Origin of the sequence: Pseudomonas brassicacearum (assembly GCF_918698105.1) — a bacterium.
Lineage (GTDB): Bacteria > Pseudomonadota > Gammaproteobacteria > Pseudomonadales > Pseudomonadaceae > Aquipseudomonas > Aquipseudomonas brassicacearum_F.
This window is the reverse complement of record NZ_CAKKMI010000003.1, coordinates 51435-78034: the sequence shown is the minus strand read 5'-3', so window position 1 is coordinate 78034 and position 26600 is coordinate 51435. Positions and strand designations below refer to the sequence as shown.

Below are 26600 nucleotides of genomic sequence, written 5' to 3'. Positions count from 1 at the left end.
GGGCCATTCTGGCCATCTTCAAAAGCAATATCTGGCGTCGCTAATCTAGCGAAGACCGGAGCCTGTCTGCTGCCTGCCAGCAACGTCCTGATCTTTCCCCTCTGAATTCGAAGGCGCTCGCGCCTTGTGCCCTGCGCAACAATTGGCTGCAATCCATTGCAAGCTTTTTAGTGCGCGCGACATGAACAGCGTCCGCCCCGTCTATTCAGAATATCCGTCAACACGTATTTAAAGTGCCTGCGCGCTTTATATTCCCGTGGCGCTCTCTTAATCGAGTGCCTGAATCGTTGCACCTTGAAAATGGTATTAACCGTGGATAAAAATTTAATTGCCGTGAATGTTCTTCGCCGCGAAGAACGTCGACCTACGGATGCACTTGGCATCTATGCAAATGCACTGGAACAACTGGGTCGCGAGTCTGTTTTCATTCTTGAATCACTGTCCGGCCCAAGCCGTGATCGCCGGGCGACGATCATCGGCCTCGAACCGCTTTTCGAAGTGTGTATCGATGAGGGCCAGGCCCAACTGCGAGGCTGCGCCGCCCTGTGTGAACATCTGTCCGCCAGCCTGCGGCAAGCGGGCATGCAGGTCGACCAGGAACACAAGATCCGTCTACCCGATAGCGAGGCGGCGTGGAACCTGCTCCGGGCTATCCAGGCAACGTTCCAGCCGGCGGCCAATGCCCCTGCCAGCCTGGCCTTCTTCGGCTATTTTTCCTACGACTGCGTTCGCCTGATCGAGCGACTTCCCGATCTGGCCAAACAGACCTACGACTACCCGCTCATTGCCCTGTCGGTCTATCAGACCCTGGTTTATTTCCACAGCAATGGCATCGTCGAAACCCTGATCAACAACCACGATCTGTGGTCGCCCCGTACGTTGGAGGACTACCCCTTCCTGAGCACAACCCCGGCAGCCGAGGCGCTGGCTCCGCTACCGTACCCCGAGGGCTTCGAGGAAGAGCGCACGGTGACCCCGGAGCAATTCGTCGAGCGTGTCGAAGTGGCGATGGAGCACATCCGCGCCGGCGACGTCTACCAGATCCAGCTCGGCCATGAGATTCGCATCCGCTCGCAGGTTTCGCCGTTCGATGTGTACCAGAACCTGCGCCTGCGCAACCCTTCCCCCTACATGTACCTGGCTCACGTAGGCGGTATCGACCTGATCGGCGCCAGCCCCGAGCTGTTCGTCAGGATCAAGGACGACTTGATCGAGATGCGCCCGATCGCCGGCACCGTGGGCAAGAAGCCTGGCGTCGATCCAACCGAATTGGTCCTGGAGCTGACCCGCTCGGAGAAGGAGCGCGCCGAGCACCTGATGCTCATCGACCTGTGTCGCAACGATATCGGTCGCGTGTGCCAGGCCGGTTCGCTGGAGGTCGATGAGTTCATGCTGGTGGAAGAGTACTCGCACCTCTACCACATGGTGTCGAACGTTCGCGGCTTGCTGCGCCCGGGCCTGGATGCCTACGACGTGATCAAGGCTTCGTTCCCCGCGGGCACCATGTCTGGCGCGCCCAAGGTCAGGGCGATGGAGCTGATCGAGGGGATGGAGAGCAACCGCCGGGGCATTTATGCCGGAGCCCTTGGCCTGGTCGGTTTCGATGGCAGCGTCAACACCGCATTGTGCATTCGCTCGACGGTCTTCGACGAGGGCACGTACCACTTGCGTGCATCCGCCGGCGTGGTGGCCGATTCGGTGCCAGAGCTTGAGTGGAAAGAGACGCTGTACAAGATGGGGTCCGTCTATCGGGCAGTGACCGGCCAGGAGATCGCACTGTGAAAGTATTCTTGATCGACGCCTACGACAGCTTCGTCTTCATCATCAGCCAGTACCTGGAACAACTGGGGCTGGAAACCCACGTCGAGCGCCACGACGTCCCGGACCTCATCCAGCGCATTGAAGCGTTCTCGCCGGATTTCTGCGTGCTGGGCCCTGGGCCTGGGCATCCGGCCGATGTGGGCTACATCGAAGTGATCAAGCACTTTCAGGGGCGCCTGCCGCTGTTGGGTGTGTGCCTGGGTCACCAGGCCATCGGCCTGGCCTTCGGTGCCCAGGTTTGCCGGGCCCCGCACGTGATGCACGGCAAGGTGAGCACGATCGAGAACGATGGCAAGGGCGTCTATGACCACACCCAGGCACATGCGATTCGGGCGACCCGCTACCACTCGTTGATGATCAGCGAGCAGCCGTTACCCGACTGCCTGGAGATCACGTCCAGGTCCACAGACGACGGCTATGTCATGGGCGTGCGCCATCGCCACCTGCCGGTGGAGGGCGTGCAGTTCCACCCTGAAAGCATCCTCACCGAAAACGGCCTGGACCTGTTCCGCAGTTTCATCCGGTGTTACGTGCACAAGTGATCCCCTCGGAAGGGGCGTGCGCCCCTTCTTTCCCCGTACTGCGACTGCTTCATTCCTGCTAGAACTAGAGCGATCCGTTTATGGACAAACACCACTCCCCCGCCTGCGGCCGGACCCAGGCCGAGCGTGCCGCTACGCTGACCGCCTTCACGAGCCTCGCCAAGGATGCCAACCGTTGCGATTGGGAGCGCCTGCTGAACAAAGTGCTGCGCCAACTCGGCTTTGGCAGCTACCTCATCAGCCTGGGGCCGCCAGCGCCTAGAGATACCGACCCTCTCGCCGGCCTCATCACCACCTTTCCCAAACACTGGTTGGAACACTACCGCGGCGACGGGCTGATCGAGATCGACCCGATACTCAGGCACTGTCGACGTGAACTGGTGCCGCTTTTCTGGGACAGCGAACGACGGCGCGCCCGGGGACGCTCCCGGCACTTCTGGGAGCAACGCGAGCAACACGGCCTGCGCAGCGGCGTGAGTATCCCGCTGCGCTACGAAATGCTCAGGGGAACACTGAGCGTGGCCTTCGATGACACACAGATCACCGAACAGAAAGGTTTCTCCAACCCCGCCGTGTATCAACTGTTCATGCTCATCCCCTACCTGCTCGCCGGGATACGACATCAGTTGCAACGGCCTGCGCAACCGCGCCAGGACCTGACGCCCAAGGAAATGGACTGCCTGTACTGGGCCAGCGAAGGCAAGACCACCTGGGAAATCAGCCACATCCTGACCTGTTCCGAACGCACCATCGATTTCCACCTGCTCAATGCGCGACGCAAGCTGGGCTCGGTAAGCCGCCAACAGGCCGTCAGTGCTGCGGTGGCCTGTGGGTTGGTCATGCCGACCCTTGGAAGCGCGCACGATAGCGACCGGGGCTTTCGCCGGTCCATTTCTTGAAGGCACGATGGAAGGCGCTGGGTTCCTGAAAGCCGGTCTGTTCGGCAATGTCACTGATGCTGCTGCCGGTCTGGCGCAGCAGCTCGACGGCCAGTCCACGGCGGACTTCGTCCTTGATTTCCTGGAACGAGCTTCCTTCGCGCTCCAAGCGGCGACGCAAGGTGCTGGGGCTCATCTGCAGGTCACTGGCAAAGGCTTCCAGGGTGGGCCACTGGCTGTAATGGCTGTGGCGCAGGCACTGATGAAGCCGGGTAGCCAGGCCATGCTGATTGCGAAAACGGATCACCAGCCATTGGGGCGCACTGCGCAGAAATACCTTGAGGGAGGCCAGGTCCTGAACCACTGGCAAGCGCAGGTAGCGGCTGGCGAATTCGATTTCCGTGCGCTCGGCGCCAAAGCTCAGGTTGGGGCCCCAGAGCAATGCATCGTCACTGAGGGACAGGCGCGACTGACGAAAGTCCGCGCGATCGATGGGAATGCGCCGCCCGCCCAGCCAGCACAGCAGGCTGATCATCAGCACAAGAAAGGTTTCCTCACCAAAACGGCGGGCATCGGGATCCACCGAGCAGGTCTGTAGGCTGATCACCGCCCTTTTGCCACGTACGCTGAGGCTGCCGCGAAAATCCCGCAGGAACAACCCGAAGTTGCCCAGGCACTGGCGCAGGGCCTTGCCCAGGTCGGGTTCCTGAATCAACCCCCGGCAAATCAGGGCAAAGCTGCCGACCGGCATGCCGTGGGAATCGAGCTGGAAGAACTCGTCCTGCAATTCGCGAATCTGGATCAGCCACAAAGCAGCAAAAGCGCTCGCTGAAACCCGGGCCTCAGGCTGCTCCAGCAACGCCGGGTCGATACCGGCCTCGGCCAGTATCGCCGCCAGCCGTTGAGGCTGGTCCCGCAACGCGTGGATCATGGTGTGCACGAAGTAGACCGCGACCGAATCCTTTTCCCGCATAAACCCAGTTTCCCCACTTCCCCGATGGCAAAAAACGCCAGCATCGCTGAACAGTAATGGCATAGGCCCACCCAACGGCGACCTCTAGACTGGCGGCATTAAGGGGGCATGGCGCAGCATCTGTCGAGCCCCTCCGGCGAACCGCGTCCAGGGCCGGCCAGTGGCTGCACGCTGGGGCGCGCTTGAAAAAGGAAATACCCCACATGCATCTGCACGCAATCGGCGTGATCGGCGCCGGCACCATGGGCAACGGCATTGCACAGGTCTGCGCCCTGGCCGGCTTCGAAGTGACCTTGCTGGACATTTCCACCAGCGCCCTGGAAAAAGCCCTGGCTACCGTGGCCAAGAACCTCGACCGACAAATCGCCAAGCAGACCCTGAGCCAAGCGCAGAAGAACCTTGCCCTGGACAAGATTCGCACCAGCACCGACTACGCCAGCCTGGCCGGCGCACAACTGGTGATCGAAGCCGCCACCGAGAACCTTCAGCTGAAACTGCAACTGCTGCAACAGGTCGCTTCTCAAGTCGGCAGCGACTGCGTGATCGCGTCCAACACCTCCTCGCTTTCGATCACCCAACTGGCCGCCGGCGTCAGTCATCCAGAGCGTTTTATCGGCCTGCACTTCTTCAACCCGGTGCCGATGATGGGCCTGATCGAGGTGATTCGTGGCCTGCAGACCCACGACGCGACCCACGCCCTGGCCCTGGAAATGGCCCGGCGACTGGGCAAGACTGCGATCACCGCCGGCAACCGCCCAGGCTTCGTGGTCAACCGGATCCTGGTGCCGATGATCAACGAAGCCATCCTGGTCTTCCAGGAAGGCCTGGCCAGCGCCGAAGATATCGACGCGGGCATGCGCCTGGGCTGCAACCAGCCCATCGGGCCGCTGGCACTGGCCGACCTGATCGGCCTGGACACCTTGCTGGCGATCCTGGAGGCCTTCTACGAAGGCTTCAACGACAGCAAATATCGCCCCGCTCCATTGCTCAAGGAAATGGTCGCCGCCGGCTACCTGGGACGCAAGTCCGGGCGGGGTTTCCATGCCTATGGCTGAGCGTTGCTCGCGCTTCGCCGAAAGCCGGGACAAGGCCTTGGAACTGTTCGCCAGCAAGGGCTTCGGCCAGGTCGGCATGCGGGAGCTGGCGAGCCACCTGGGGTTGACACCTGGCTCGCTGTATCACCACTACCCCAGCAAACAGCACCTGCTGGCCGACCTGATCGAGGAGTTTTTCGAAGAACTGCTGGCCACGCTCGGACGCATTGAACAGCAACCCCGGGACAAGCGCGGCAACCTGCAACGGTTGATCCGCGCCCACCTCAAGCTGCACCGGGAGATGCCCTGGCATTTTCGCCTGGTGGAGCGCGACAGCGGGTGCCTCAACCTTGAGCAACAACAGCGGGTGCAGCATTTACGCGAGCAATACGAACGGCGGCTGTTGCTGATGTTGGGTGCGCCTCGGCGCCTTCCCTCCCGGGCAATAGCCGCGGCCGGCCACGCCATTGCCACCCTGCTCAACAGCGCGCCCAGTTGGCTGGCGCACCACCCCCTGGAGCAGCACGAACACGATGAGCTGCTGGAGAACCTGCTCGCTGGCGCCATAGAGCGGGTGTTGGCGTCCAAGATCGCCGCCGAATCGACATTGCGCGTCAGCGCGGCCTGAGCCAAGCCCTCAGCGCAACTGCAACGGGTCGACCAGGCCTGCGACAATCGCCATGCCCACCAGCTGCGGCAGGTTCTCGGCGCCCATGCGCTTCATGACCCGGGAACGATAGAGGTCGATGGTCCTGACATTGACCCCAAGCTGATCGGCGATTTCCCGGTTGGTGTAGCCCTGGACCAGAGGCAGCAACACGTCATTTTCCCTCGGGGTCAAGCTCTGCAGCCGCGCCTGCACCCGCGCCTGGCCGGCGCTGACGGTCTGGCTGTCGTCGGCCAGGCTCAAGGCCTGCTGCACGCTGTCGAGCAGCAATTGTTCGTTGTAGGGCTTTTCGATGAAATCATGGGCCCCGGCCTTGAACGCCCGCACCACAATCGGCACATCGGCATGCCCACTGACGAAGATCACCGGCAGGCGCAGCCCACGGTTGCGCATCTCTTCCTGCACATTGAGCCCCCCCATGCCGGGCATGCGCACGTCCAGCAGCACGCAACCATTGAGCGGGTTGTTACAGGCCTCGAGAAACTCCCGGCCACTGGTGAACGAGAGGGCCTTGAGGCCCACGGACTCCAGCAGCCAGACCGTCGAGTCGAGCATGCCTTGGTCATCGTCGACCACATAGACCACCTGTTCCGCAACATCCACCATTGCCCTACTCCTCTTGTTGTCGGACCACGCCGGCCGGGGTCGGCCCCGGCAAGTTGCAGCGCATCTGCAAGCCCACGGCCAGGGGCCGGGCCTGCAACTCGCCCCCAAAACCTTCGATGATGCTGCGACTCATGGACAGCCCCAACCCCAGGCCGTTGACCTTGCTGGAATAGAACGGGGTGAAAATCTGCTCCAGTTGCGCCGTCGGCACGCCGTGTCCCTGGTCGCTGACGCTGACCTGCACCCCGCCGTCGGCCCCAGGCTCGACCGCCAGGACAATCTGCGACGGCTGGCCGGGATGGGCCTCGCGATTGGCCTCGATGGCGTTGCGCAGCAGGTTGAGCAGCACCTGCTCCAGCAGCACCCGGTCGGCGTAGACCAACGGCAGATTATCCGGCAACCGCTCCACGATCTCCACCTGGCAATTGGTCGCTTCCCAGAGGCACAGGCGCGTGGTTGTCCGGGCAACGTCACTGAGGTCCAAGGCCTCCATGCGGCGGCGGCCCTTGCGCAGGAAGGCGCGCAGACGCTTGATCACCTCCGATGCGTGATTGGCGTGCACGGCGATTCGCTCCAGCCCCTGGGCTACCTTCTCGGCGGCCTCGGAATGACTGCCCAAGGCCTGCAAATAGCGCTGGCTGGCGTTGGCGTAATTGACCACCGCCGCCAATGGCTGATTCATCTCATGGGCAATGCCCGAGGCCAGTTCACCGAGGGTCACCAGGCGCGCCGTGTGAGCCAGTTCGTCTTGATGATGACGCTGCTGGGCTTCACGCAACTCCCGTTCGGACTGGTCATGGGCCACCAGCGAATAGAAGCGCTCGCCACTGGCCGCGCGATGGGCCAGAAGCATCAGCGACACCGGCACCGAAGCCCCTCCGGCCGGCGGTTGCAGGCGAGCCTCGATGCTCCACCGGCCGCTGCGCTCGGCATAATCCCAGCCCTCCTGTTCCAGGCGGGCCAGCACCTCGGCGCTGAGAAAGGCATCCAGCGTTGGCAGGCTGTGTTGCGCATCCAGTCCAAGGGTGCGGCGCGCCGCCGGGTTGAGGTAGGTCACCGCGCCATCGGGCTGGATGAACAGCACCGGGTCGGTGTTGGCTTCCACCACCTCTGCCAGACGGCGCTTGTTTTCTTCGGCCTGGACCCGGGCGGTAATGTCCCGGGACACGCTGACCACTTCAACCACCGCGCCGGTGTAGGTTTCGCGAATGGCGCGGCACGCGGTCTCGAACCACAGGTAATGGCCGTCGCGATGGCGAATGCGGTAGGTCATGGTGTGATAGCCGTCCTGCTCCAGGGCATCGCGGGTGCGTTGCATCAGGCCGGCCTGGTCCTGCCGATGAAACAGCGTGTGGGCCTGGCGCCCATGCAGCTCCTGCGGCCAGTAGCCGAGCAAGGTCCAAGAGGCCAGTGATGCATCGAGGAAGCAGCCGTCCGGGGTATGGCGGGAAATCAGGTCGGTGGTGTTTTCGGTGATCAGCCGGTACAGGCGTCGCGCCTTGGCCGACTCGCGCTCGGCGAGGATCTGCGCCGTGGCCTGGCGACAGCGGGCCAGCACACGATTGGCCTTGGGGTCGGGAATGAACGTCCAGATCAGGATCTGCTCGGCGACCTGCACCTCCACGTTCTCGATGGCTCGCTGCTGGGCCAGACAGGCCTGGACCAGGTGCGAGTGGCTGACCGGCAACAGGCTCGAGGCATCGACCAACGACAGCTGTTCGAGCAGCGCCATCAGCGCCTCGTTGAGCTCCAGCGGTCGGCCTCGCGAATCAAGCAATGCACTTGGCTGCGGGTCATGGCCGAGCAGCGGCGAATCGCGTAACTGGCCGCTGACGCTGGCCAATAGCAGACTCAGTAATTCGTGCACCGCCACCAACCAGTCCTGACCCACTTCGGGCTGTAGCTCAACCAGCAGCAAGCCGTGCTGCCCCGGCTGCAGGGCCAACGCCAGGACCTGACCATGCTCGAGGGCCGCGCGGCGCAGACGTCCGGCCAGCCAGCAATCGAGCTGACGCACTTGCGCCAGTTCCAGCCGTTCCTCGTCCTGCAAGCGCTGGAAAAGAGCTTGATCACTGCTTTGCAAAGCTTCACCAAAGCCCGGCGGCAAATGCCGGGCACGGCCTTCATGCCGATAGATGCCGCTTGGCGCATGCCAGCTCAGGTAGACCGCCCGGCGGATTTGCGCACAATCCTGCAAGGCCCGGCACAGGGCATCGGCACAAGCCGCCAGGGCCATGCCTTCACGTTGCAGACGCAACCAGCCGTGCAAGCGAACGGAGGTGGAGATCATCAGAAAACCTGTCGTGAAAAGAGGGCGAGCGATATATAGTACATTTACTATACAACTCAGGTAGTACTTCCATATCAATCGGTAAACAGTATATAAATTCCCCCGGATAAGTCACCGAGCTTTTCCGTGGTGAACGGGCCTGTCGACAATCGCACTGCGATTGAGCTGGCACCGGCAGCCCCGTGACCACGAGAACCTCGGCCAATAGAGCTAATAATCAGCCACCGGGTACCCCAGCCATGTCCATCTACGAACAAGGTCTCGCGCCAACTGGCGTCAACCATATCGCCCTGACACCCCTGAGCTTCATCGAGCGCACCGCAAGCGTCTATCCCGATTACCCGGCCGTGATCCACGGCTCGATCCGGCGCACCTGGGCCGACACTTACAGCCGCTGCCGGCGCCTCGCCTCAGCCCTGGCCGGTCGCGGCATCGGTAAAAACGACACGGTGGCGGTCATGCTGCCGAACATTCCGGCCATGCTTGAAGCGCACTTCGGTGTGCCGATGATCGGAGCGGTGCTCAATGCCCTCAACGTACGCCTGGATGCCGAGGCCATCGCCTTCATGCTGGCCCATGGCGAAGCCAAGGTGTTGATCGCCGACCGTGAGTTCCATGACGTGGTGCAAGCGGCCATCGGCATGCTCGACCACCCGCCCCTGGTGATCGACCTCGACGATCCGGAATACGGCGAAGGCCAGGCGGTCAGTGAACTGGACTACGAGGCGTTTCTTGCCGAGGGCGACCCGGACTTCGCCTGGCAGTGGCCAGACGATGAATGGCAGGCCATTTCCCTGAACTACACCTCCGGCACCACGGGCAACCCCAAGGGCGTGGTCTATCACCACCGCGGCGCCTACCTCAATTCCCTCGGCAACCAGATGACGTGGGCCATGGGCAATCACCCGGTGTACCTCTGGACCTTGCCGATGTTCCACTGCAACGGCTGGTGCTACCCCTGGACCGTGACGGCCCTGGCCGGCGTCCATGTGTTCCTGCGCCGGGTCGATCCGCAAAAAATCCTCAACCTGATTCGCGAACATCAGATCACCCATCTTTGCGGTGCGCCCATTGTGCTCAATGCCCTGGTGAACATGCCCGAGTCGGCCAAGGCCGCGATCGACCATCCGGTCAGTGCCATGGTTGCAGGAGCCGCACCGCCGGCCAAGGTGATTGGCGCCGTCGAGGAAATGGGCATCAAGGTCACCCACGTCTACGGCCTGACCGAGGTCTACGGGCCGGTGACCCTCTGTGCCTGGCACGCGGCCTGGGATGACTTGCCACTGGAACAGCGAGCCCAGATCAAGGCGCGCCAAGGCGTACGCTACCCGACCCTGGAAGGGCTGATGGTGGCCGATCCAAGGACCCTCGAACCAACCCCTCATGACGGCCAGACCATCGGCGAGATCTTCATGCGCGGCAACACCGTGATGAAGGGCTACCTGAAGAACCCCAGTGCCACTGCCGAAGCCTTTGAAGGCGGCTGGTTCCACACCGGCGACTTGGCCGTCACCCATGCCGATGGTTACGTGGAAATTCGCGACCGGCTCAAGGACATCATCATTTCCGGTGGCGAGAACATCTCCACCATCGAACTGGAAGGCGTGCTCTATCGACATCCGGCGGTGCTGGAAGCCGCCGTGGTGGCCCGTCCCGACGAAAAATGGGGCGAAACACCCTGCGCCTTCATCACCCTGAAAGCCGACCATGCAGACGTGCGCGAAGCCGAGATCATCAGCTTCTGTCGCGAGCACTTGGCAGGTTTCAAGGTGCCACGCACGGTGGTCTTCACCCAGTTGCCCAAGACTTCCACCGGCAAGATCCAGAAGTTCGTACTGCGCGACATGGCGAAGAATCTCTAGCCCGATCGCCGAAAAATCCCAGGCATCGCTGACAGACCCGGCGTCTCGCCGGCCGTCTCGTGGGCAAGCGAGCACCCGCACGTCAGCGGTGCCTGGGATCGTGGTCCGTGAACCGCGCGACTGCGCCATTCCACCTCCTTTCCTTGCATGAGGTTCATTGCAATGCCCGAATTCAACGCCCCGTTGCGCGACATGCGTTTTGTCCTGCATGAAGTCTTCAACGCACCGAACCTCTGGGCCCGCCTGCCCGCGCTGGCGAATACCGTCGACGCCGCCACCGCCGATGCGATTCTCGAAGAAGCCGCCAAGGTCACCCATAACCTGATTTTCCCCCTCAACCGCAGCGGCGACGAGGAAGGTGCCCAGTGGCACGAGGGCCAGGTCAGCACGCCGAGCGGTTTCAAGGCGGCGTACTCGACCTACATCGACGGCGGCTGGGTCGGCCTGAGCGGCAACCCGGCCTACGGCGGCATGGGGATGCCAAAGATGCTCGCCGTGCAGTTCGAAGAAATGCTCTACGCCGCCAACTCCAGCTTCGCCCTGTACTCGGCGCTGAGTTCCGGCGCCTGCCTGGCCATCGACGCCCACGCCAGCGAAGCACTGAAAGCTCTGTACCTGCCGCCGATGTACGAGGGGCGCTGGGCCGGCTCGATGTGCCTGACCGAAGCCCATGCCGGCACCGACCTGGGCATCATTCGCACCCGTGCCGAGCCCCAGGCCGATGGCAGCTACCAGATCACCGGCAGCAAGATCTTCATCACCGGCGGCGAGCAGGACCTGACGGAAAACATCATTCACCTGGTCCTGGCCAAACTGCCGGATGCGCCCGCCGGACCCAAGGGCATCTCGCTGTTCCTGGTGCCGAAAATCCGCGTTGATGCGCAGGGCACACTCGGGGAAGCCAACGCCGTCAGCTGCGGTTCGATCGAACACAAGATGGGCATCAAGGCCTCGGCCACTTGCGTGATGAATTTCGACGGCGCCAGTGGCTGGCTGATCGGTGAGGCCAACAAGGGATTGGCGGCGATGTTCACCATGATGAACTACGAGCGGCTGTCCATTGGCATCCAGGGCATTGGCTGCGCCGAAGCCTCGTACCAGAACGCCCGCCGCTACGCCCAGGAACGTATCCAGAGCCGGTCCCCCGCAGGCGCCCAGGCCAAGGACAAGATCGCCGACCAGATCATCGTCCATCCCGACGTGCGCCGCATGCTGCTCAGCATGAAGGCCATGACCGAAGGCGGCCGGGCCTTCGCCTGCTACGTCGGCCAGCAGCTGGACCTGGCCAAGTTCTGCGACCATCCCCAGGAGCGGCTTGATGCAGAAGCCCTGGTGGCCCTGCTGACGCCAGTGGCCAAGGCCTTTTTCACCGACACCGGCCTGGACAGTTGCATCCATGGCCAACAGGTATTCGGCGGCCACGGCTACATCCGCGAATGGGGCCAGGAACAACTGGTACGCGACGTGCGCATCGCTCAAATCTATGAAGGCACCAACGGCATCCAGGCCCTCGACCTGCTGGGGCGCAAAGTCGTGGGCAACGGCGGCGTGGCCCTGCGCCTGTTCACCGCCCAGGTCCGTGACTTCGCTTACCTGCCCGGCGCCGCCTATGCCGCCGAATTGCTGGACGCCGTGCAACGCCTGGAAAACCTCAGCGACTGGCTGCAGCAACAGGCCAGCCTCGATCCCCACGCCATCGGCAGCGCGTGCGTCGAGTACCTGCACCTGTTCGGCTATGTCGCCTACGCGTACATGTGGGCACGCATGGCCCAGACAGCCGAACACCAACACGCCACAGACCCGACGTTCTATGGCGCCAAACTGAGCACCGCGCGCTTCTACTTCAGCCGTCTGCTGCCGCGCATCCTCAGCCTGGAACAAAGCATCCGCGCCGGCAGCCCTTCACTGATGCAACTGCAACCCGAACAGTTCTGAGGCCGGACAACGCCGAACACCTGCACATTCGTGTGGGTGTTCGCGCCTGATCGACACACGCACCTGGCCGAGCAGCAGCACGCTGCGTCATCAATGCCCAGGCATTGGACCGCTCGGGCGTTTTACATCGCGTTTGTTTTGCCTGGGCGAACCAGGGCTCGCCATACGGCTCGCTTGAGGCTCCCGGTGCGTACGCAGCAACAAACCGATTTCCTGCGCACTGACCGCTTGGCTGAAAAAGTATCCCTGGATTTCATCGCAGCCGTTATCACGCAAGAAGGTTTGCTGCTCTTGGGTTTCGACACCTTCGGCAATGACCTTGAGGTTCAGCTTGTGCCCCAACGAAATCACGGCGGTGGCAATGGCTTTGTCGTTCTCGTTGTCGGGCAGATCGCGCACGAACGACTGGTCGATCTTGAGTCGCGCAATCGGGAAGCTTTTCAATGCGGCGAGGCTGGAGTAGCCGGTGCCGAAGTCGTCGATCGAGAGGCTGATCCCCATGGCTTGCAGGGCCTTCATTTTGCTGATGGCTTGCTGGAGATCCTGCATGATCAGGCTTTCGGTCAGCTCCAGCTCGAGGTACATCGGGTCCAGGCCGGTTTCCTGCAAGGCATGCATCACCCGGTCGATCAGGTCTCTTTCGATGAATTGTCGGGCGGAAATGTTCACCGACATGGTGATCGGCGGCCAGCCGGCATCCTGCCACGCCTTGTTCTGCCTGCAGGCGGTATGAATCACCCAATCGCCGATGGGCACGATCAACCCGGTCTCTTCGGCCTGGGGAATGAATTTGATGGGAGAGACCATGCCCAGCTCCGGATGCTGCCAGCGGATCAATGCCTCCACGCCGATGATCTGGCCTGACTGCAAATCCACTTGCGGCTGGTACAGCAGCAGGAACTCGTCATTGTTGAGTGCGCTTCGCAGACCGTCTTGCATGGCGAGCTTGCCCTGGACCTTGTTGTTCATCTCGCTCGTATAGAACTGGAAGCTGTTGCGCCCCAGCTCCTTGGCCCGGTACATGGCGGCGTCCGCATTGCTGAGCAACGTGTCGGTATCGCTGCCGTCGGCCGGATATGTGGCCAGTCCCATGCTGCAGGTAACGTGGAGCGTATGGCCGCTGAGTAGAATCGGCCGCAGGATGGCTTCCTGGATTTTGTGCAGCACTGGCGTCACGCCGTCCAGGTCCGAGGGCTGGTCGAACAGGATGATCACAAACTCGTCGCCACCCAGTCGCACGACGGTGTCGGTACGCCGCACACACCCCAGCAGGCGCTGGGCGACGGTTTTCAGCAGTTCGTCCCCGGCACTGTGCCCAAGGCTGTCATTCACCAGTTTGAACTTGTCCAGGTCGAGAAATACCACGGTCACCAGCCGATTGTAGCGCTGGGCATATAGCATCGCCTGCTTGAGGCGGTCTTCGAGCAGCGTGCGATTCGGCAGCCCGGTCAGGGCGTCATGGTCGCCCATGAAGCGAATGCGCTTTTCGGTCAGTTGGCGTTCTATCGCAATACCGGCAAGCGGTGTCGCCATGTCGATCAGTTGCGTCTCGGCTGTGCTGGGGCTGCGCACGGTGTTGGCATACAAGGCAAATGTACCCAAGACCTTGCGCTCATGGGACAGGATCGGCGTCGACCAGCAGGTGCGAAACCCATAGGGCGCAACGAGTGAACGGTATGCTTCCCATAGTGGATCCTGCTCGATGTCCGTGACGATGACCGGCTCTCGTCGATACGCCGAGGTGCCACATGAACCGACGTTCGGACCGATTTCAATGCCGTCGATAAGCTGGCAATAGGCTTTCGGCAAACTGGGTGCAGCCCCGTGCAGCAAATGCTTGCCCTCCTCGTCCAGCACCAGGATGGACACCTTCATGCCCTCCAGTTGCGACTCGACCAGGTGAGCCAGGCTGTCGAGCACTTCTGTAAGCTCGGTGCTCCTGGCGATCAGTTCCAGGACATGACCTTGTCCGGTACGGATGATCGCTTCTTGCTCCAGTCGGTCGTTTTGCACGGCAAGCCGCTCCGTGGCGATACTCAGTTGGGCCGTTCTTTTCTCCAGCTGAAGCCGGTCTTCGAGAAATTGATTCACCGCCCGCGCCATGTTGCCGATCTCGTCCTTCCCATGGTCGGCCATCAACAGATGCGTTTTGTCCGTGTGTTCCTGACGCAATTGCCGACTAATTGCATTCAGGCGCACGAGCACATGGCGGCCCATGAAAACCCGGGTCACGAACCAGGCGAACATCAGGCTGGCGCCCAACATGATCAGCACCCATTGCTGGCTGCGATTGGAGGCCTCGACCAGGCGCTGCACCGCTTCGCGATAATCTTCGGTGTAGGCGCTCGATTGCTCGCGAGCCAGCGCGACCAGGACCCCGGCCTCCTTATTGAGTTGCTCATTGAAGCGCTGCAGGGCCTCCTGCTGATTGATGAGCGTCTGGCGCAGGGAGAAGAGATCCGGCGCCTGGACATCAGCGTCGGTTAACGTGCCTGCGGTGCGTGACAAACGCTCGTATCGGGTCTGCAGCCGTTGTACGGCCTCACTGTCAACCGCCTGCGGCAAATCGAAAAGCAGCACCGCCAGTTCCAGGCTGGCCCGGGTGTTGGTCGCCGTTAATCGAGCGGTGCGGTCCTCCAGGGCCTGCTCGAAGCTGACCTCGGTTTGCAGCAGGCTTTCTCGCAGTTGCGCAACGATGTTGGCGGTATTGCGGAACATCTGACTCGACTGATGCATGTCGAGTATCGCCACGCCGCTGTTCGCGGCAGTCAGTTGCTGCACCCGGTGATCGAGGGCTTCAAGCTGTTCGACGGTCGCCGCATAGCTTGAACGCAGGATGTCGGGGGAACGGGTTGTCAGCAGCTGATCGGTCTGGCGTTCGATCAGCAAGGTGCGCTGAACCATGTCTTGCCCATTTTGCATGCGGACCAGTCGTTCATCCGTCAACTGGCCAGTGGCGCTGTTTGAGGTGCGCAACGCGTAGACCGCCGTGGCGCCCGCTGCCAGGATCAGCAGCGCCAGCGTCAGGAACGCCAGGGTGAATTGTGCGCGCAGCGATTGTGGCAATAGCTGGCGTCCAAACCGGGAAGTCATATCCAACGTCAGGGATTCCATTGGTGGCGATAGATGTCTCGATAGCCATTGTCAGGATCGTACTGGAATTTTTTCCCGCCATCGAAGGCGATATTGTCGGCATTGACCAGGTGAATCGGCGCGACGAAACCGCTCACCGGCTGGCCTGCAAACAGCCGGTTCAATTCATCCATCACTTGCCAGCCATGCTGGTTGAGAGGCTCGGCCACCGTCACGGTCTGGTAGGTCTTTGCCTGTATGCGCAAGAAAGCCGAGGCGCTGCCATCCCCGGCAGACAACAGACTGATGCCGTCACTGGGTATGGCGGCGCTGGTCAGCGAGGCAATCGAGTAGTCGAAATAGATGTCGTTGATGGCCAACGCATGGGTCCAGCGTTTGCCATGGCGCTGAAGCAATTCCTTGGTGATCGCCGGCATCTTCTCGCCACTTTCGGAGATCGCCACATCGCGCACCTCCAGCAACGTACATTCTCGACAGGCCCGAATGACGTCTTCCATGGCCTTGGCTTTCGCCATGGCGATGCTGTACTTGGAGTCGGTCAGGATGACCACGCCGGCGCGGCCGTTTGACTGCGCCACTGCCGCCATGGCCGTGAGGCGCGCCACTTCAAGCGGGTCGGTCGTGACGTTCATCGCCACCGGTGTGCCGTCAATCGGCCCCGGGCTTGCCCCGGCGTGCCAGCCAACCACTGGTACCTTCTTGTTGGCGAAAAGCAGCAGTGCCGCCTTGTTCTCAAGGGCATCGGAGCCGCACAGGATAAGGCCATCGGGCTTCGCGGCCAGGGCATCGGAAAAGGCCTTGGCGCGCCCGGCCGATGAGCCGGCACCATCGAATATCTTCAGCGTCCAGCCCAACGCGCTGGCGGCCTCCCGGGCCCCCTGCGCGACGCCGACGATGCCGCCGTTACGCAAATCTTCTGCGACAAGCGCGATGCTCTTGCCCCGCTGGGCTTGCGGGCCAGCTACAGGGCCGCTCCAGCGCACGGCGCCAAGGGTGGCCCTGGCAACGACCTCCTGCGCTTGAAGCACCGTGACCGTGGTGTTTTCAAGACTCGCTGCGGTTGGCAGGTCCTGGCCGTACCCGGACGTTGCCGTGAATAGACAGGAAACCACGATTGAAGCCATTTGCAGTCGCCAGGACCTGAATAACCTGGGCCCGATCGAACAGGTTCGATCACCGCATGTGATGCCATGTCTGGGGCCGGTGGTGCGATCTAAGTCTGGCATGACGTCTCTTTGCCAAGAATGCGCTGTTCCAAAAGGATAGTCGGTTCTGCTGACGTCCATGTAGCCCGGGTGACGCCAAGTTATTGGCGAAGTTAACCACAATAAAAAAATAAATTAATACGATGACGGTTTCCCGACGCGCGGTATCCATGTGCCATTGCTGGGGCATTAAACCCAAGCTCATCATCGCCAGGCAACCCCGAAAGACGTTTGGGCCGCCGACCTGGACTACAGGATGTAAATCAATCGCATCACTCAATGGAGCGACACCGAGATGATGACTGTTTATTTTGTTGTGATGACGATTTGCAGTGGCTTCGAAGGCTGTATCGAGCAGCGACAACCAGGGCCAACCTTTGCTTCCAAGGCAATGTGCATGGAGACAACCAAAGTCATGGCGCCGCGCAAAGGGGTGAAGTTCAAGTGCCGCAAAGAACGTACGCTGGTGGTCCATGAGACACTGCCGGTAGAAGGTTACGGCAAGATTGTCTCCACCAAGACCACGGGCCAGCCTTAGCGATTTGACCCTCGTTGCCAATGAAAAACTCAACCTCCCAGCTTTCGTGGACTGAGCGGTCTTGGGGCTGCTCACCGCGCCTTGAACCGGCCGATTGAGGGGTATCAATTGGCAGGGAAGACCTGAACCAGACGGTTTGGCGGGCTCAATTGCTGCTTAGGTGTGTGTGTGTGTATATCCGTTGCTTCGGTAACGGCGGCTTAGGGTTCCGCCCTGACGGCGGCTCACTTTTGAGAAGCGCAAAAGTAAGCAAAACGCTCTTGCCCCACCACTCGGTGCCTCGCTTAGGCTCGGCATTCCCTCACTCCGGCATTACTCCGTGGGCCGCCGCGAAGGGCCATCCATGGCCCAGCGCGGCTACCTCGGCATCCATGCCGAGGTGCCCACTGCGCAATGCCTGCGTTCGGCCAGCGTGGTTTGACGGGGCGCCGAGATCAAAGTCCAAAGCAAGAGCAAGAGCAAGAGCAAGAGCGGGACACATGCCAGCATCTATGTGTCTGAGCCTTCGCTATCGCCATCAAGCTCGTACACAGGGGATCTTCAGCAGACACAAAATCCATGTACACCGCAAAACCTGTGGGAGCGGGCTTGCTCGCGATGAAGTCGGCACATCCAACCTCTTCATCGACTGTGACACCGCCTTCGCGAGCAAGCCCGCTTCCACAGGAGAAAACGCGGTCCCACCAAGAACCAGGTCGGCTACCAGGCCGCCTCGTGGTGGACGTTGATCTCGGGCGCCCCGTTAACCACGCTGGCCGAACGCAGGCATTGTGCAGTGGGCATCCCGGCATGGATGCCGGGATAGCCGCGCTGGGCCATGGATGGCCCTTCGCGGCGGGCCCACGGAGCAATGCCGGAGTGAGGGCACACCGAGCCTAAGCGAGGTGCCAAGTGGTGGGGCATGAGCGCTTTGGTTACTTTCGCCTGGGCCGGCATTCCGGCTTTTCGAAAGTGACCCGCTGTAAGAGCGGAACCATAAGCCGCCGTTACCGCAGCAACGGATATACACACCACTCTGAAGCGCGCCCATCGCATTGACGGACCCCAACCGTCGATAGTTACTCCATCTCACCCATTCCCAAGCATCTGCCACAACGACGCCCCCACCCCGGTAATGCTCTCCCCGGCAATCAACCCCGCCGCCGCGGTGATGGCGAAGCGTTCGGTGAGGCTCGGCCAGCGACAGCTCACCAGCCACGTCAGCACCGCACCGAGGGCCATCATCAGCGACACCGAGGCCGGCAAGACAAAAGCCAGGCCCAAGGCCGCCGTGCTTGGCAGGTAGCGAGCCCGATGCGGCGGGAGCAGGCTGTCGAGGATCCCCAACAACAAACCGACCAGGCCGCCGATGAAAATTGCCCAGCGAATGCTCGCAGACAATGAATCCAGCCCCAGGGTCAGGGTTTGCGCCACGGCCTTCCAGGTGGCGACTGCCGGGGCCGGCCACTCTTCGGTGAGCAGCATCGTTTGCGGGTCCGGGATCAGGGCCAGGTAAGCCAACACCCCGACGATGCTACCGACGAAAATCCCCAAGGTCTGGGCGATCAACTGCTTGCGTGGCGTAGCGCCAATCGCGCGGCCCACCTTGAAGTCGTTCATCAGGTCGGTGCACTGCCCGGCCGATCCGCCGGCGGTGTTGGCGCTCATCAGGTTGATCGGCACTTGCCCCGGCGCAACGATGCCGAAACTCAACTGGGACAATTGGCCGATGGCCCCGATCGGCGGAATGCCCGTGGCGCCGACCACTCGGGCGGCCACCGCCGCCAGGCAGATCGCCAAGGGAATGGTCAACAAGGCCATCCACGGGTTGATGCCGAACAACAGCACTTGCAGGCTCACCACCAGGATGATCGACAGTACGAATCCGAAGGCAGGTCCTGGCTTGGGCATCGTCCAGATCGCCCCGCCGTCCGCCTTGGTGGACCGGTGCAATGCCCACAAGCGAATCGCCAACGAGGCCAGGGTCGAGCAGACCATCAGGCTCACCCCCGGCCAAAGCAACCACTCCACCAGCGCCGCGAACTGCGGGCCGCTGCTGCCATGCGGCAACTGCACCAAGCCTTGCGCCAGCAACCACGGCGCCAACCCGCCCCACGCCAGCACGGCACCGAGCAGCAGGGTCAGGCCCACGCGAATACCGATGATCCCGCCGAACCCCACCAACAACAGCGAAGGGTCGGCGGTAAAGGTCAGGCGCTCCAGTTGGGCACTCGGAGACCAGCGCGGGATGGCCCACATGAAGGTGTCGAGCGCCTTCACCAGCCCGGACAGCAACGCGGCGCTGAGCAACACCTTCAAGCGCGTCGCGGCTTCGTGGCCGTGATTATAGATATGCAGCAGGGTTTCCAGGGTCGCCATGCCCTCGGGAAATTTCAGCGCCTTGTCGTTAAGCAGCGAGGGGCGCAGATACCAGGCAATCCAGATCCCCAGGAAGCTTACCGAAAAGACCCAGGCCACCATGGGAATGGCGTCCAACTGCTGGCCGGTCAGCAAGGTATAGGCCGGAATGGGCGCGACCAGCCCACCGGAAATGATCGACGCAGCGGCAGAGGCCACAGTCTGGTTGATGTTGCTTTCATGCAGCGTCCAGGGCAGTCGCCCCACCGATCGACTCGCCAAGCCTTGCCAGATGCCATAGCCAACCAGCAAGGCGATGATCGACATATTGAACGACCAGCCGATCTTCAACCCGGCATAGACATTGGAAGGTGTCAGCAGGATACCGAGGACGATGCCCGTACTGACCGCACGCGGGCTGAGCTCGCGTTCGACGGCGGTGTTCAAGGGGAATGTGGACGAGGTTGGATGCATGCGAAGTCCTTGTCGGCACGGAGACAGCCGTCAGATTCAGACATGGCCCCCTGTGGGAGCGAGCTTGCTCGCGATAGCGCAGTGTCAGTCTCTATCCCTGCAACTGATCCACCGCCGTCGCGAGCAAGCTCGCTCCCACAGGACCACTTAAAACGGCAACTCCATAAGTGAACGCAGTATCGGCGCAAGGTTCACCTGACCGAGGCAAAACCCTGGAGCGTGCGCACCCGAGTCGTCCATCCATGGGTTGCGCTCGACCTATTTTGCCCCCTCGAAATTGACCATCCAGGCAATCCCGAAACGGTCTTCGAACATGGCAAAGCGTTCCGCCCAAAAGGTCTTATCCAAGGGCATGTACACGCTGCCACCGGCACTCAAGCCATTGAACAGCCGCTCGGCCTCCTCCACGCTGTCGACATTGAGGGAGACCGAAACGCCTTGCGGTTTGCTATAGGGTTGTCCTGGCGGGCAGTCGGAGGCCATCAGGCTGAAAGCGCCGACGGTCAGGCAAGCGTGCAGGATCAGATTGGGGTCCTTGGGCATCCCGGTTTCCTCGGGGGCCTCGGCAAAAGACATGGAAAACAGCTCGCCGCCCAATACCTCCTTATACAAGGCGAAGGCTTGCTTGCAGTGACCGTTGAAGGTCAGGTAAGGAATGATTCTCATGGTGGGATCTCCTGTTGCCGGTTTCACGATTGATCGGACATCTGCGCCCGCAGGCGTTCTTCCTGCTCGCGCAACTCGGGGGTAAAGGACTCGCCGAACTCCTCGAGTTCGAAGATCTGGCGGATCTCGATTTCACTGTCGCTGACCATCGGGTTCGGGCAGCGCTTGACCCAGTCGATGGCCTCCTGCAATGACTGGACCTTGAAGATCCAGAAACCGGCGATCAGCTCCTTGGTTTCAGCAAAGGGCCCATCGATCACCGTCCGGTCCCGACCGGAAAACCGCACGCGCACGCCCTCGGCACTGGGGTGCAGGCCTTCACCGGCGAGCATCACCCCGGCCTTGACCAGTTCTTCGTTGTAGGCACCCATGGCGGCCAGCAGTTCTTCGCTGGGCATTTCTCCGGCTTCCGATTCCGGACTGGCTTTGACGATCACCATAAATCGCATGCTGGTATCTCCTGAGAATGGATGGATCAAGCCGTCCGTGTGGCGGCTCTATGGGTTAATCGAATGGCATTGGCCGAAATCGACAGGTCGACGCGATTATTTTTCGACGCCGTTGGCCGCCAGGGAGAGCCTAGCCTCCTCCCCGTGAAGTCGAGAGTAGGCCGAAGCTCTAGCATGACTATGCTTTTGGAACAGACACGTAGCGGAGAATCCGTCCCCATGACTTCGAATCTTGCCGATATTTATAACCACTACATTACCTGCCTGAATGCACAGGATTGGCAAAACCTGGGCCTTTTTGTGCACCAGGAGGTGGTTCACAACGCGAGGCGATTAGGGTTGCATGGCTATCAAAGCATGCTGGAAGCGAACTATCGGGACATTCCCGACCTACGCTTTGAAGTCGAATTCCTGGTGATCGACCCACCCAAGTTGGCGGCTCGCCTGGCATTCAATTGCACGCCGTCTGGGGAGTTCCTGGGGCTTGCGGTGAATGGCGCACGGATCGCCTTCACGGAAAACGTCTTCTATGGGTTCGAGGACGGCAGGATCCGCGAGGTCTGGTCGATTATCGACAAGCAAGCGATTGAAGCTCAGCTCCAATCAACGTAGCGGATGCACGTTCATCCTGGCGATGATCGGCTTGGGGGATCAGCTACTATTGTCGACTTCGCCCCAGCCTGTTTCGGCCTGGTGCGCTCCCTCTTCACCGATCCGAATCACGCCATCGTCGCCGTCGTGACAGCAGCGGTCGTCGTGCAGGGGCTCGCCATTTGGTCGTTCTATCGGGGTGTGCCCGTTCGTCCCTTCGAGAAAGCCGTTTGCTGACCCTCCCTTGGCCAGCGGCGCAAACTCGGTTAATGCAGGATCTGCCTCAGGAACAGCTTGGTGCGGTCGTTCTGCGGGTTGTCGAAGAAGTCGTTCGGCGCGGCCTGTTCGACGATTTCGCCCTTGTCCATGAAGATCACGCGGTTGGCCACGGTACGGGCGAAGCCCATTTCGTGGGTCACGCAGAGCATGGTCATGCCGTCTTCGGCCAGGCCGATCATGGTGTCCAGCACTTCTTTCACCATTTCCGGGTCGAGGGCCGAGGTCGGCTCGTCGAACAGCATGATTTTCGGCTTCATGCACAGGGCACGGGCGATGGCCACGCGCTGTTGCTGACCACCGGAGAGCTGCCCCGGGTATTTGTTCGCCTGCTCTGGAATGCGCACGCGCTCCAGGTAATGCATGGCGATTTCCTCGGCCTTGCGCTTGGGCATCTTGCGTACCCACATCGGCGCCAGGGTGCAGTTCTGCAGGATGGTCAGGTGCGGGAACAGGTTGAAGTGCTGGAACACCATGCCGACTTCTCGGCGGATCGCTTCGATCTGCTTGAGGTCGTGGGTCAGTTCCACGCCGTCGACCACGATGCGACCCTGCTGGTGCTCTTCCAGGCGGTTGAGGCAGCGGATGGTGGTGGACTTACCGGAACCGGAAGGGCCACACAGCACGATACGCTCGCCCTGGCTAACGTTCAGGTTGATGTCTTTCAATACCTGGAACTGGCCATACCATTTGTGCACGCCCTCCATGCGAATCATGCTTTCGATCACTTCATTCATCACCAACTCCCCGTTGTTCTAGTGCAGGACCGCTTGCAGGAACTGCCGTGTCCGCGCTTCTTTGGGTGCGGTAAAAATCTGCGCTGGCGGCCCCATTTCGACAATCCGTCCACCGTCGAAAAACACCACCCGGTCCGCCACTTCCCGGGCGAAGCCCATTTCGTGGGTCACGACGATCATGGTCATGCCTTCGGCGGCGAGCCCCTTCATCACGTTCAGCACATCGCCCACGGTTTCCGGGTCCAGCGCCGAGGTGGGTTCATCGAACAGCAGCAACTTGGGCTTCATGGCCAGGGCGCGGACGATCGCCACCCGCTGTTGCTGACCACCCGACAGTTCGGACGGGTAGCCCTCAGCCTTGTGCCGGAGGCCGACGCGGTCCAGCAGCGCCAGCGCATCGCTTTTCGCCTGGGCTTTAGAGGCGCGCTGGAGCTTGACCGGCGCCAGGATCATGTTCGCCATCACCGACATGTGCGGGAACAGGGTGTAGTCCTGGAACACCATGCCCACCTCCTCCCGCAGCTTCGCCAGCGCCTTGCGATCACCGGCCTTGATCGACTCGCCGTTGCCGATCACCACACTGCCTGCCGAGGGCGCTTCGAGGCTGTTGAGGCAACGAATGAAGGTGGACTTTCCTGAGCCGCTGGGACCGATGATCACCACCACTTCGCCTTCAGCCACGTCCAGGTCCACGCCCTTGACCACCTCGTGATCACCGAATCGCTTGTGCAGCCCGCGTACCGTCAGCATCGTGCTCATAGCCCCGCCTGCGCCCGGGTCGCTGCCTGCAAACGTTCCCGGGCCGCCGCTTGGCGATCACGACGGGCCTGGTTGGCTTGGCGTTCCGTGGCGATGCGGGTGTTGGCGCGCAACAGGCTCGGCTTGAGGGAAGCCATCGACGGACCACCCGCCGAAATCCGCGCCTGCACATTGGCGGTCGGGTCGAGGCAATCGCGCACTTTCTGGGCTGGCAGGTTGAGTGTGTGCCCCAGTTGCTCCAAGGCACAGGCGTCAACCATGGCGGTGTCGATCTGGTGCGCCAGCATGCCCGCATCCATGGCCCTGCGTACCACCCCACCCACCACATGATGAGCCTCGCGAAACGACAGGTCCGCTTCCTGCACGATCAGGTCTGCCAGGCCGGTGGCAGTGGAAAAATCCTCGCCCGCCCGGCGTACGGCCAGCTCGATGTTCGGCGTCGCGGTGCGCAACACCAGGTCCAACAGTTTCAGGCAGCGCAGGCTTTCCTCGGCGGCCTCCCAGAACCCACGGGTACTCTCGCGATTGCCGTCGCCGGTGTGGGAGAAATTGCTGCCCTTGATGCTGATGCTCGCGCCCATCAGCAGGCCGACGATGTGCCCGCTGCGGCCCTTGAGGTATTCCAGCACCGTGGGGTTTTTCTTCTGGGGCATGATGCTCGACGTCGCCGCCACGCTGTCGGGGAAATCGATCAGGCTGAATTCGTGGGTACTCCAGACGAAATAGTCCTGGGCCACGCGGCTCCAGAACACGGCCAACAGACTCAGGTGCGACAGGCTTTCGAGAATGAAATCCCGCGAGCCGACCGCGTCCAGGGCATTGTCCAGATAACCGTCGAAACCCAGCAGTTCGGCAGTGCGCCCGCGATCGATGTTGAACGGTGTCCCAGCGAAGGCCGCCGCGCCCAACGGGCTCTGGTTCATCGACTCCAGGGTCTGGGTCAGGCGCTTGCAATCACGGGCCAGCGCTTGCTCCACCGCCGAAAGGTAATAGCCATAGGTGATCGGCTGCGCCGGTTGCAGGTGGGTATAACCCGGCATCACCACATCGGCGAACACTTCGGCGTTGTTGACGGCTGTCTGCCGGACTTCCAGCAAGGCATCGATCAAGTCCATCAGCACTTCACGGCAGCGCAGCCGGTCGAGCGTGGCGAGGATGTCATTGCGGCTGCGGCCGGTGTGCAGGCGGCCGCCGATGTCGGTACCGATTTGCCCGATCAGGTGGGCCTCGTAGTTGAAATAGGCGTCTTCACGGGACGGGTCGAGGGTCACCTCGCCAGGCCCGGCCTCCTCCATCTTGAGCACGCCCCTGGCCAACACCGCGGCGTGCTCCTCCCGGATCAGGCCCTGCTCGGCAAGCATGACGATGTGGGCCTTGTTGATATTGCCCAACTGGTCGAACCCCTCGGCGAAGCCCTGCAGGCGCGGCCGGTAGATGTACTCGTTGACCTCCGGCGCGGTGGTTTCCTTCAGGCGCCGGCTGACTTTGGATGCTTGCATGTTGAAACCTCTTTAGGAGTGGCACGCGTCACTGGGCGACCCAGCCGACGTTCGAGAAAACGGCTGAGCCAGCTCAGCAGTGAACAGATAACGAAATACACCAGCAGCACCAGTCCGTAGACCGTGAATGCAGGGCTCACACCAGTCATGACGGTGTCCCGCTCGATGATGATCTGGCCGACCTTGAGAAATTCGCCAACACCCACCAGCGCCCCCAAGGACGTGGCCTGTACCAGCATGGTCAGCAGGCCGGTGTACGCCGGCAAGATGGCGCGCATCGACTGCGGCGCGATCACGTACAGATAGATTTGCCAGGGCCGCAGGCCCAATGCCCAGGCACTTTTCCATTGATGGCGAGCCACCGACTCCAGGCCACCGCGCACGATCTCGATACCATTGGCACTGCCCCACAGGGTCAGCCCGGTGGTCACCGCCGCGAACGGGCTCAAGTCCAGCCCCAGCATCGGCGCACCGAAAAAGATGAAGAACACGTTGACGATCAGCGGGATCGAACGAAACAGCTCGACGTAACCGTGGATCGTCCAGCGCAACGGGCGATTCTTCAGCGTTGCCAGCACCCCAAGGACGATGGAAATCAGCGTGGTGAACAGCAGCACCACCAACGCCAGGCGCAGGGTCATCCACAGGCCCTTGCAAACGAAGGCCCAGTTTTCGATCAGGAAATTCATACTGGCCTCAGTGTTGGAAAGGTCGTTGCAAGCGGGCCGAGAGCCGTCCCGTCAGCAATGCCAGGATCCCCACCAGCGCCAGGTAGATCACGCAGATGGCGCTGAACATCTCGATGGCACGAAAATCCGTGGCAATGCGATCCACCGCGACGAACGTCAGCTCGGCAAGGCCGATGGCCTGCAGGTAGGAGGAGTTCTTGAGCAACGAAATGGCGGTGTTCAACATCGCCGGCAGGCTGGTCCGAAACGCGATGGGCAAGGCCACCAGGAAGAAGTACTGCACGGGCTTGAGGCTCAGCGCCACGCTGGCTTCACGCATGCCATGTTCCACCGTAGCCAGCCCTCCCCGCACGTTCTCGATCTGATAGGCCCCGGCCCAGAGCGACAGGCACAACACGCCCGACCAGAACAACGACAGCCCCAGGCCGATGGCAGGCAACCCGTAGAAAATGAAGAACAACTGCACCAGGATCGGCGTGTTGCGGATCAGCTCCACATACAGCGCCACGGCCTGCGCCAGCACCGGCACCTTCATCACCCCCGCCGCGCCGCCCAGGACACCGACGAGCAATGAGCAACCGATGGCGAGCAGCGACACCCGCAACGTCATCAGCACGCCGTCGAGCAGCGCCGGCCACTGGGCCAGCAGGTAGTTGAAATCGAAATCCATGGCTGACAT

At 61.7% G+C, this 26600-nt stretch carries 23 protein-coding genes; 9 read left to right on the top strand and 14 right to left on the bottom strand.

The annotated features are described in order from the left end of the window. Positions 1-312: 312 nt before the first annotated feature. The 3 genes from LQ215_RS02225 (at position 313) to LQ215_RS02215 (ending at position 3262) form a co-directional block, all read left to right on the top strand. The gene (locus tag LQ215_RS02225) at positions 313-1782 is read left to right on the top strand and encodes an anthranilate synthase component I family protein (RefSeq protein WP_230147222.1); all 1470 of its coding nucleotides are present in this window, start codon (positions 313-315) and stop codon (positions 1780-1782) included. Further along, positions 1779-2363, top strand: coding sequence for an anthranilate synthase component II (locus LQ215_RS02220; RefSeq protein ID WP_230147221.1), 585 nt, complete (start codon positions 1779-1781; stop codon positions 2361-2363). Before LQ215_RS02225 ends, LQ215_RS02220 begins: the two co-directional genes overlap by 4 nt. An 80-nt stretch (positions 2364-2443) precedes the next feature. Further along, positions 2444-3262: a helix-turn-helix transcriptional regulator gene (locus LQ215_RS02215; RefSeq protein ID WP_230147220.1), complete on the top strand. Its 819-nt coding sequence runs from the start codon at positions 2444-2446 to the stop codon at positions 3260-3262. Here the strand turns inward: LQ215_RS02215 and LQ215_RS02210 are convergent. Next, positions 3201-4214 carry an AraC family transcriptional regulator gene (locus LQ215_RS02210; RefSeq protein WP_230147219.1) on the bottom strand — a complete coding sequence of 338 codons (1014 nt, stop codon included), beginning with the start codon at positions 4212-4214 and terminating at the stop codon, positions 3201-3203. The genes LQ215_RS02215 and LQ215_RS02210 overlap by 62 nt on opposite strands. A 203-nt stretch (positions 4215-4417) precedes the next feature. Here LQ215_RS02210 and LQ215_RS02205 point away from each other — a divergent pair, with 203 nt between their 5' ends. Together LQ215_RS02205 and LQ215_RS02200 are read left to right on the top strand one after the other, a co-directional pair. Further along, on the top strand, positions 4418-5269 hold the full coding sequence (locus LQ215_RS02205) for a 3-hydroxybutyryl-CoA dehydrogenase (RefSeq protein WP_230147218.1): 852 nt from the start codon (positions 4418-4420) through the stop codon (positions 5267-5269). Further along, on the top strand, positions 5256-5876 hold the full coding sequence (locus LQ215_RS02200) for a TetR/AcrR family transcriptional regulator (RefSeq protein ID WP_230147217.1): 621 nt from the start codon (positions 5256-5258) through the stop codon (positions 5874-5876). The genes LQ215_RS02205 and LQ215_RS02200 overlap by 14 nt, the downstream gene beginning before the upstream one ends. A 9-nt stretch (positions 5877-5885) precedes the next feature. Here LQ215_RS02200 and LQ215_RS02195 read toward each other — a convergent pair whose 3' ends face one another. Continuing rightward, on the bottom strand, positions 5886-6521 hold the full coding sequence (locus tag LQ215_RS02195) for a response regulator transcription factor (RefSeq protein ID WP_230147216.1): 636 nt from the start codon (positions 6519-6521) through the stop codon (positions 5886-5888). A 4-nt stretch (positions 6522-6525) separates the two neighbouring features. Further along, positions 6526-8811 carry a PAS domain-containing sensor histidine kinase gene (locus tag LQ215_RS02190; protein ID WP_230147215.1) on the bottom strand — a complete coding sequence of 762 codons (2286 nt, stop codon included), beginning with the start codon at positions 8809-8811 and terminating at the stop codon, positions 6526-6528. Positions 8812-9050: 239 nt separating this feature from the next. On the opposite strand from LQ215_RS02190, the gene LQ215_RS02185 reads away from it, so the two are divergent. Next, positions 9051-10673, top strand: coding sequence for an acyl-CoA synthetase (locus LQ215_RS02185; RefSeq protein ID WP_230147214.1), 1623 nt, complete (start codon positions 9051-9053; stop codon positions 10671-10673). A gap of 162 nt (positions 10674-10835) precedes the next feature. Beyond that, on the top strand, positions 10836-12608 hold the full coding sequence (locus LQ215_RS02180; RefSeq protein ID WP_230147213.1) for an acyl-CoA dehydrogenase C-terminal domain-containing protein: 1773 nt from the start codon (positions 10836-10838) through the stop codon (positions 12606-12608). Positions 12609-12698: 90 nt separating this feature from the next. Here the strand turns inward: LQ215_RS02180 and LQ215_RS02175 are convergent, their stop codons facing one another. Then, a complete protein-coding gene (locus LQ215_RS02175) occupies positions 12699-15722 on the bottom strand; it encodes an EAL domain-containing protein (protein WP_230147212.1) in 3024 nt (1007 codons plus the stop codon). Continuing rightward, the gene (locus LQ215_RS02170; protein ID WP_230147279.1) at positions 15710-16729 is read right to left on the bottom strand and encodes a substrate-binding domain-containing protein; all 1020 of its coding nucleotides are present in this window, start codon (positions 16727-16729) and stop codon (positions 15710-15712) included. The genes LQ215_RS02175 and LQ215_RS02170 overlap by 13 nt, the downstream gene beginning before the upstream one ends. A 574-nt stretch (positions 16730-17303) precedes the next feature. On the opposite strand from LQ215_RS02170, the gene LQ215_RS02165 reads away from it, so the two are divergent. Continuing rightward, positions 17304-17444: a hypothetical protein gene (locus LQ215_RS02165; protein WP_230147211.1), complete on the top strand. Its 141-nt coding sequence runs from the start codon at positions 17304-17306 to the stop codon at positions 17442-17444. 699 nt (positions 17445-18143) lie between these two features. On the opposite strand, the gene LQ215_RS02160 is transcribed toward LQ215_RS02165, so the two are convergent. The 4 genes from LQ215_RS02160 to LQ215_RS02145 all read right to left on the bottom strand — a co-directional run bounded on the left by LQ215_RS02160 (position 18144) and on the right by LQ215_RS02145 (position 21370). Further along, entirely contained in the window at positions 18144-18335 is a 192-nt protein-coding gene (locus LQ215_RS02160; RefSeq protein ID WP_230147282.1) for a nucleoid-structuring protein H-NS, read from the bottom strand. A gap of 177 nt (positions 18336-18512) precedes the next feature. Beyond that, positions 18513-20255 (bottom strand): OPT family oligopeptide transporter, encoded by a 1743-nt coding sequence (locus tag LQ215_RS02155; protein ID WP_230147210.1) that lies wholly within the window; start codon positions 20253-20255, stop codon positions 18513-18515. Positions 20256-20513: 258 nt separating this feature from the next. Next, on the bottom strand, positions 20514-20921 hold the full coding sequence (locus LQ215_RS02150) for a VOC family protein (RefSeq protein ID WP_230147209.1): 408 nt from the start codon (positions 20919-20921) through the stop codon (positions 20514-20516). Positions 20922-20944: 23 nt separating this feature from the next. After that, positions 20945-21370, bottom strand: a complete 426-nt coding sequence (locus LQ215_RS02145; protein WP_230147208.1) for a YciI family protein — start codon at positions 21368-21370, stop codon at positions 20945-20947. Between the two features lie 219 nt (positions 21371-21589). Between LQ215_RS02145 and LQ215_RS02140 the strand changes: the two genes are divergently transcribed. Beyond that, entirely contained in the window at positions 21590-21982 is a 393-nt protein-coding gene (locus LQ215_RS02140; protein ID WP_230147207.1) for an ester cyclase, read from the top strand. 245 nt (positions 21983-22227) lie between these two features. Here LQ215_RS02140 and LQ215_RS02135 read toward each other — a convergent pair whose 3' ends face one another. The 5 genes from LQ215_RS02135 to LQ215_RS02115 are packed head-to-tail and all read right to left on the bottom strand — an operon-like array spanning position 22228 to position 26591. Beyond that, complete coding sequence (locus LQ215_RS02135) at positions 22228-22974, bottom strand: amino acid ABC transporter ATP-binding protein (RefSeq protein WP_290369069.1); 747 nt, start codon at positions 22972-22974, stop codon at positions 22228-22230. A gap of 18 nt (positions 22975-22992) precedes the next feature. Beyond that, complete coding sequence (locus LQ215_RS02130; protein ID WP_290369068.1) at positions 22993-23733, bottom strand: amino acid ABC transporter ATP-binding protein; 741 nt, start codon at positions 23731-23733, stop codon at positions 22993-22995. Beyond that, positions 23730-25232, bottom strand: a complete 1503-nt coding sequence (gene argH / locus LQ215_RS02125) for an argininosuccinate lyase (RefSeq protein ID WP_230147206.1) — start codon at positions 25230-25232, stop codon at positions 23730-23732. The genes LQ215_RS02130 and argH overlap by 4 nt, the downstream gene beginning before the upstream one ends. Next, positions 25202-25921, bottom strand: a complete 720-nt coding sequence (locus tag LQ215_RS02120) for an amino acid ABC transporter permease (RefSeq protein ID WP_230147205.1) — start codon at positions 25919-25921, stop codon at positions 25202-25204. The genes argH and LQ215_RS02120 overlap by 31 nt, the downstream gene beginning before the upstream one ends. Before the next feature lie 7 nt (positions 25922-25928). Further along, positions 25929-26591: an amino acid ABC transporter permease gene (locus LQ215_RS02115; RefSeq protein WP_230147204.1), complete on the bottom strand. Its 663-nt coding sequence runs from the start codon at positions 26589-26591 to the stop codon at positions 25929-25931. Positions 26592-26600 lie beyond the last annotated feature (9 nt).

Coding starts and splice junctions, on each gene's coding strand:
- LQ215_RS02140 (WP_230147207.1), top strand. CDS start 21,590: ATGACTTCGAATCTTGCCGATATTTATAACCACTACATTACCTGCCTG.
- LQ215_RS02130 (WP_290369068.1), bottom strand. CDS start 23,733: ATGAGCACGATGCTGACGGTACGCGGGCTGCACAAGCGATTCGGTGAT.
- LQ215_RS02120 (WP_230147205.1), bottom strand. CDS start 25,921: ATGAATTTCCTGATCGAAAACTGGGCCTTCGTTTGCAAGGGCCTGTGG.
- LQ215_RS02210 (WP_230147219.1), bottom strand. CDS start 4,214: ATGCGGGAAAAGGATTCGGTCGCGGTCTACTTCGTGCACACCATGATC.
- argH (WP_230147206.1), bottom strand. CDS start 25,232: ATGCAAGCATCCAAAGTCAGCCGGCGCCTGAAGGAAACCACCGCGCCG.
- LQ215_RS02190 (WP_230147215.1), bottom strand. CDS start 8,811: ATGATCTCCACCTCCGTTCGCTTGCACGGCTGGTTGCGTCTGCAACGT.
- LQ215_RS02200 (WP_230147217.1), top strand. CDS start 5,256: ATGCCTATGGCTGAGCGTTGCTCGCGCTTCGCCGAAAGCCGGGACAAG.
- LQ215_RS02145 (WP_230147208.1), bottom strand. CDS start 21,370: ATGCGATTTATGGTGATCGTCAAAGCCAGTCCGGAATCGGAAGCCGGA.
- LQ215_RS02165 (WP_230147211.1), top strand. CDS start 17,304: ATGGAGACAACCAAAGTCATGGCGCCGCGCAAAGGGGTGAAGTTCAAG.
- LQ215_RS02195 (WP_230147216.1), bottom strand. CDS start 6,521: ATGGTGGATGTTGCGGAACAGGTGGTCTATGTGGTCGACGATGACCAA.
- LQ215_RS02155 (WP_230147210.1), bottom strand. CDS start 20,255: ATGCATCCAACCTCGTCCACATTCCCCTTGAACACCGCCGTCGAACGC.
- LQ215_RS02215 (WP_230147220.1), top strand. CDS start 2,444: ATGGACAAACACCACTCCCCCGCCTGCGGCCGGACCCAGGCCGAGCGT.
- LQ215_RS02175 (WP_230147212.1), bottom strand. CDS start 15,722: ATGGAATCCCTGACGTTGGATATGACTTCCCGGTTTGGACGCCAGCTA.
- LQ215_RS02185 (WP_230147214.1), top strand. CDS start 9,051: ATGTCCATCTACGAACAAGGTCTCGCGCCAACTGGCGTCAACCATATC.
- LQ215_RS02150 (WP_230147209.1), bottom strand. CDS start 20,921: ATGAGAATCATTCCTTACCTGACCTTCAACGGTCACTGCAAGCAAGCC.
- LQ215_RS02205 (WP_230147218.1), top strand. CDS start 4,418: ATGCATCTGCACGCAATCGGCGTGATCGGCGCCGGCACCATGGGCAAC.
- LQ215_RS02115 (WP_230147204.1), bottom strand. CDS start 26,591: ATGGATTTCGATTTCAACTACCTGCTGGCCCAGTGGCCGGCGCTGCTC.
- LQ215_RS02180 (WP_230147213.1), top strand. CDS start 10,836: ATGCCCGAATTCAACGCCCCGTTGCGCGACATGCGTTTTGTCCTGCAT.
- LQ215_RS02135 (WP_290369069.1), bottom strand. CDS start 22,974: ATGAATGAAGTGATCGAAAGCATGATTCGCATGGAGGGCGTGCACAAA.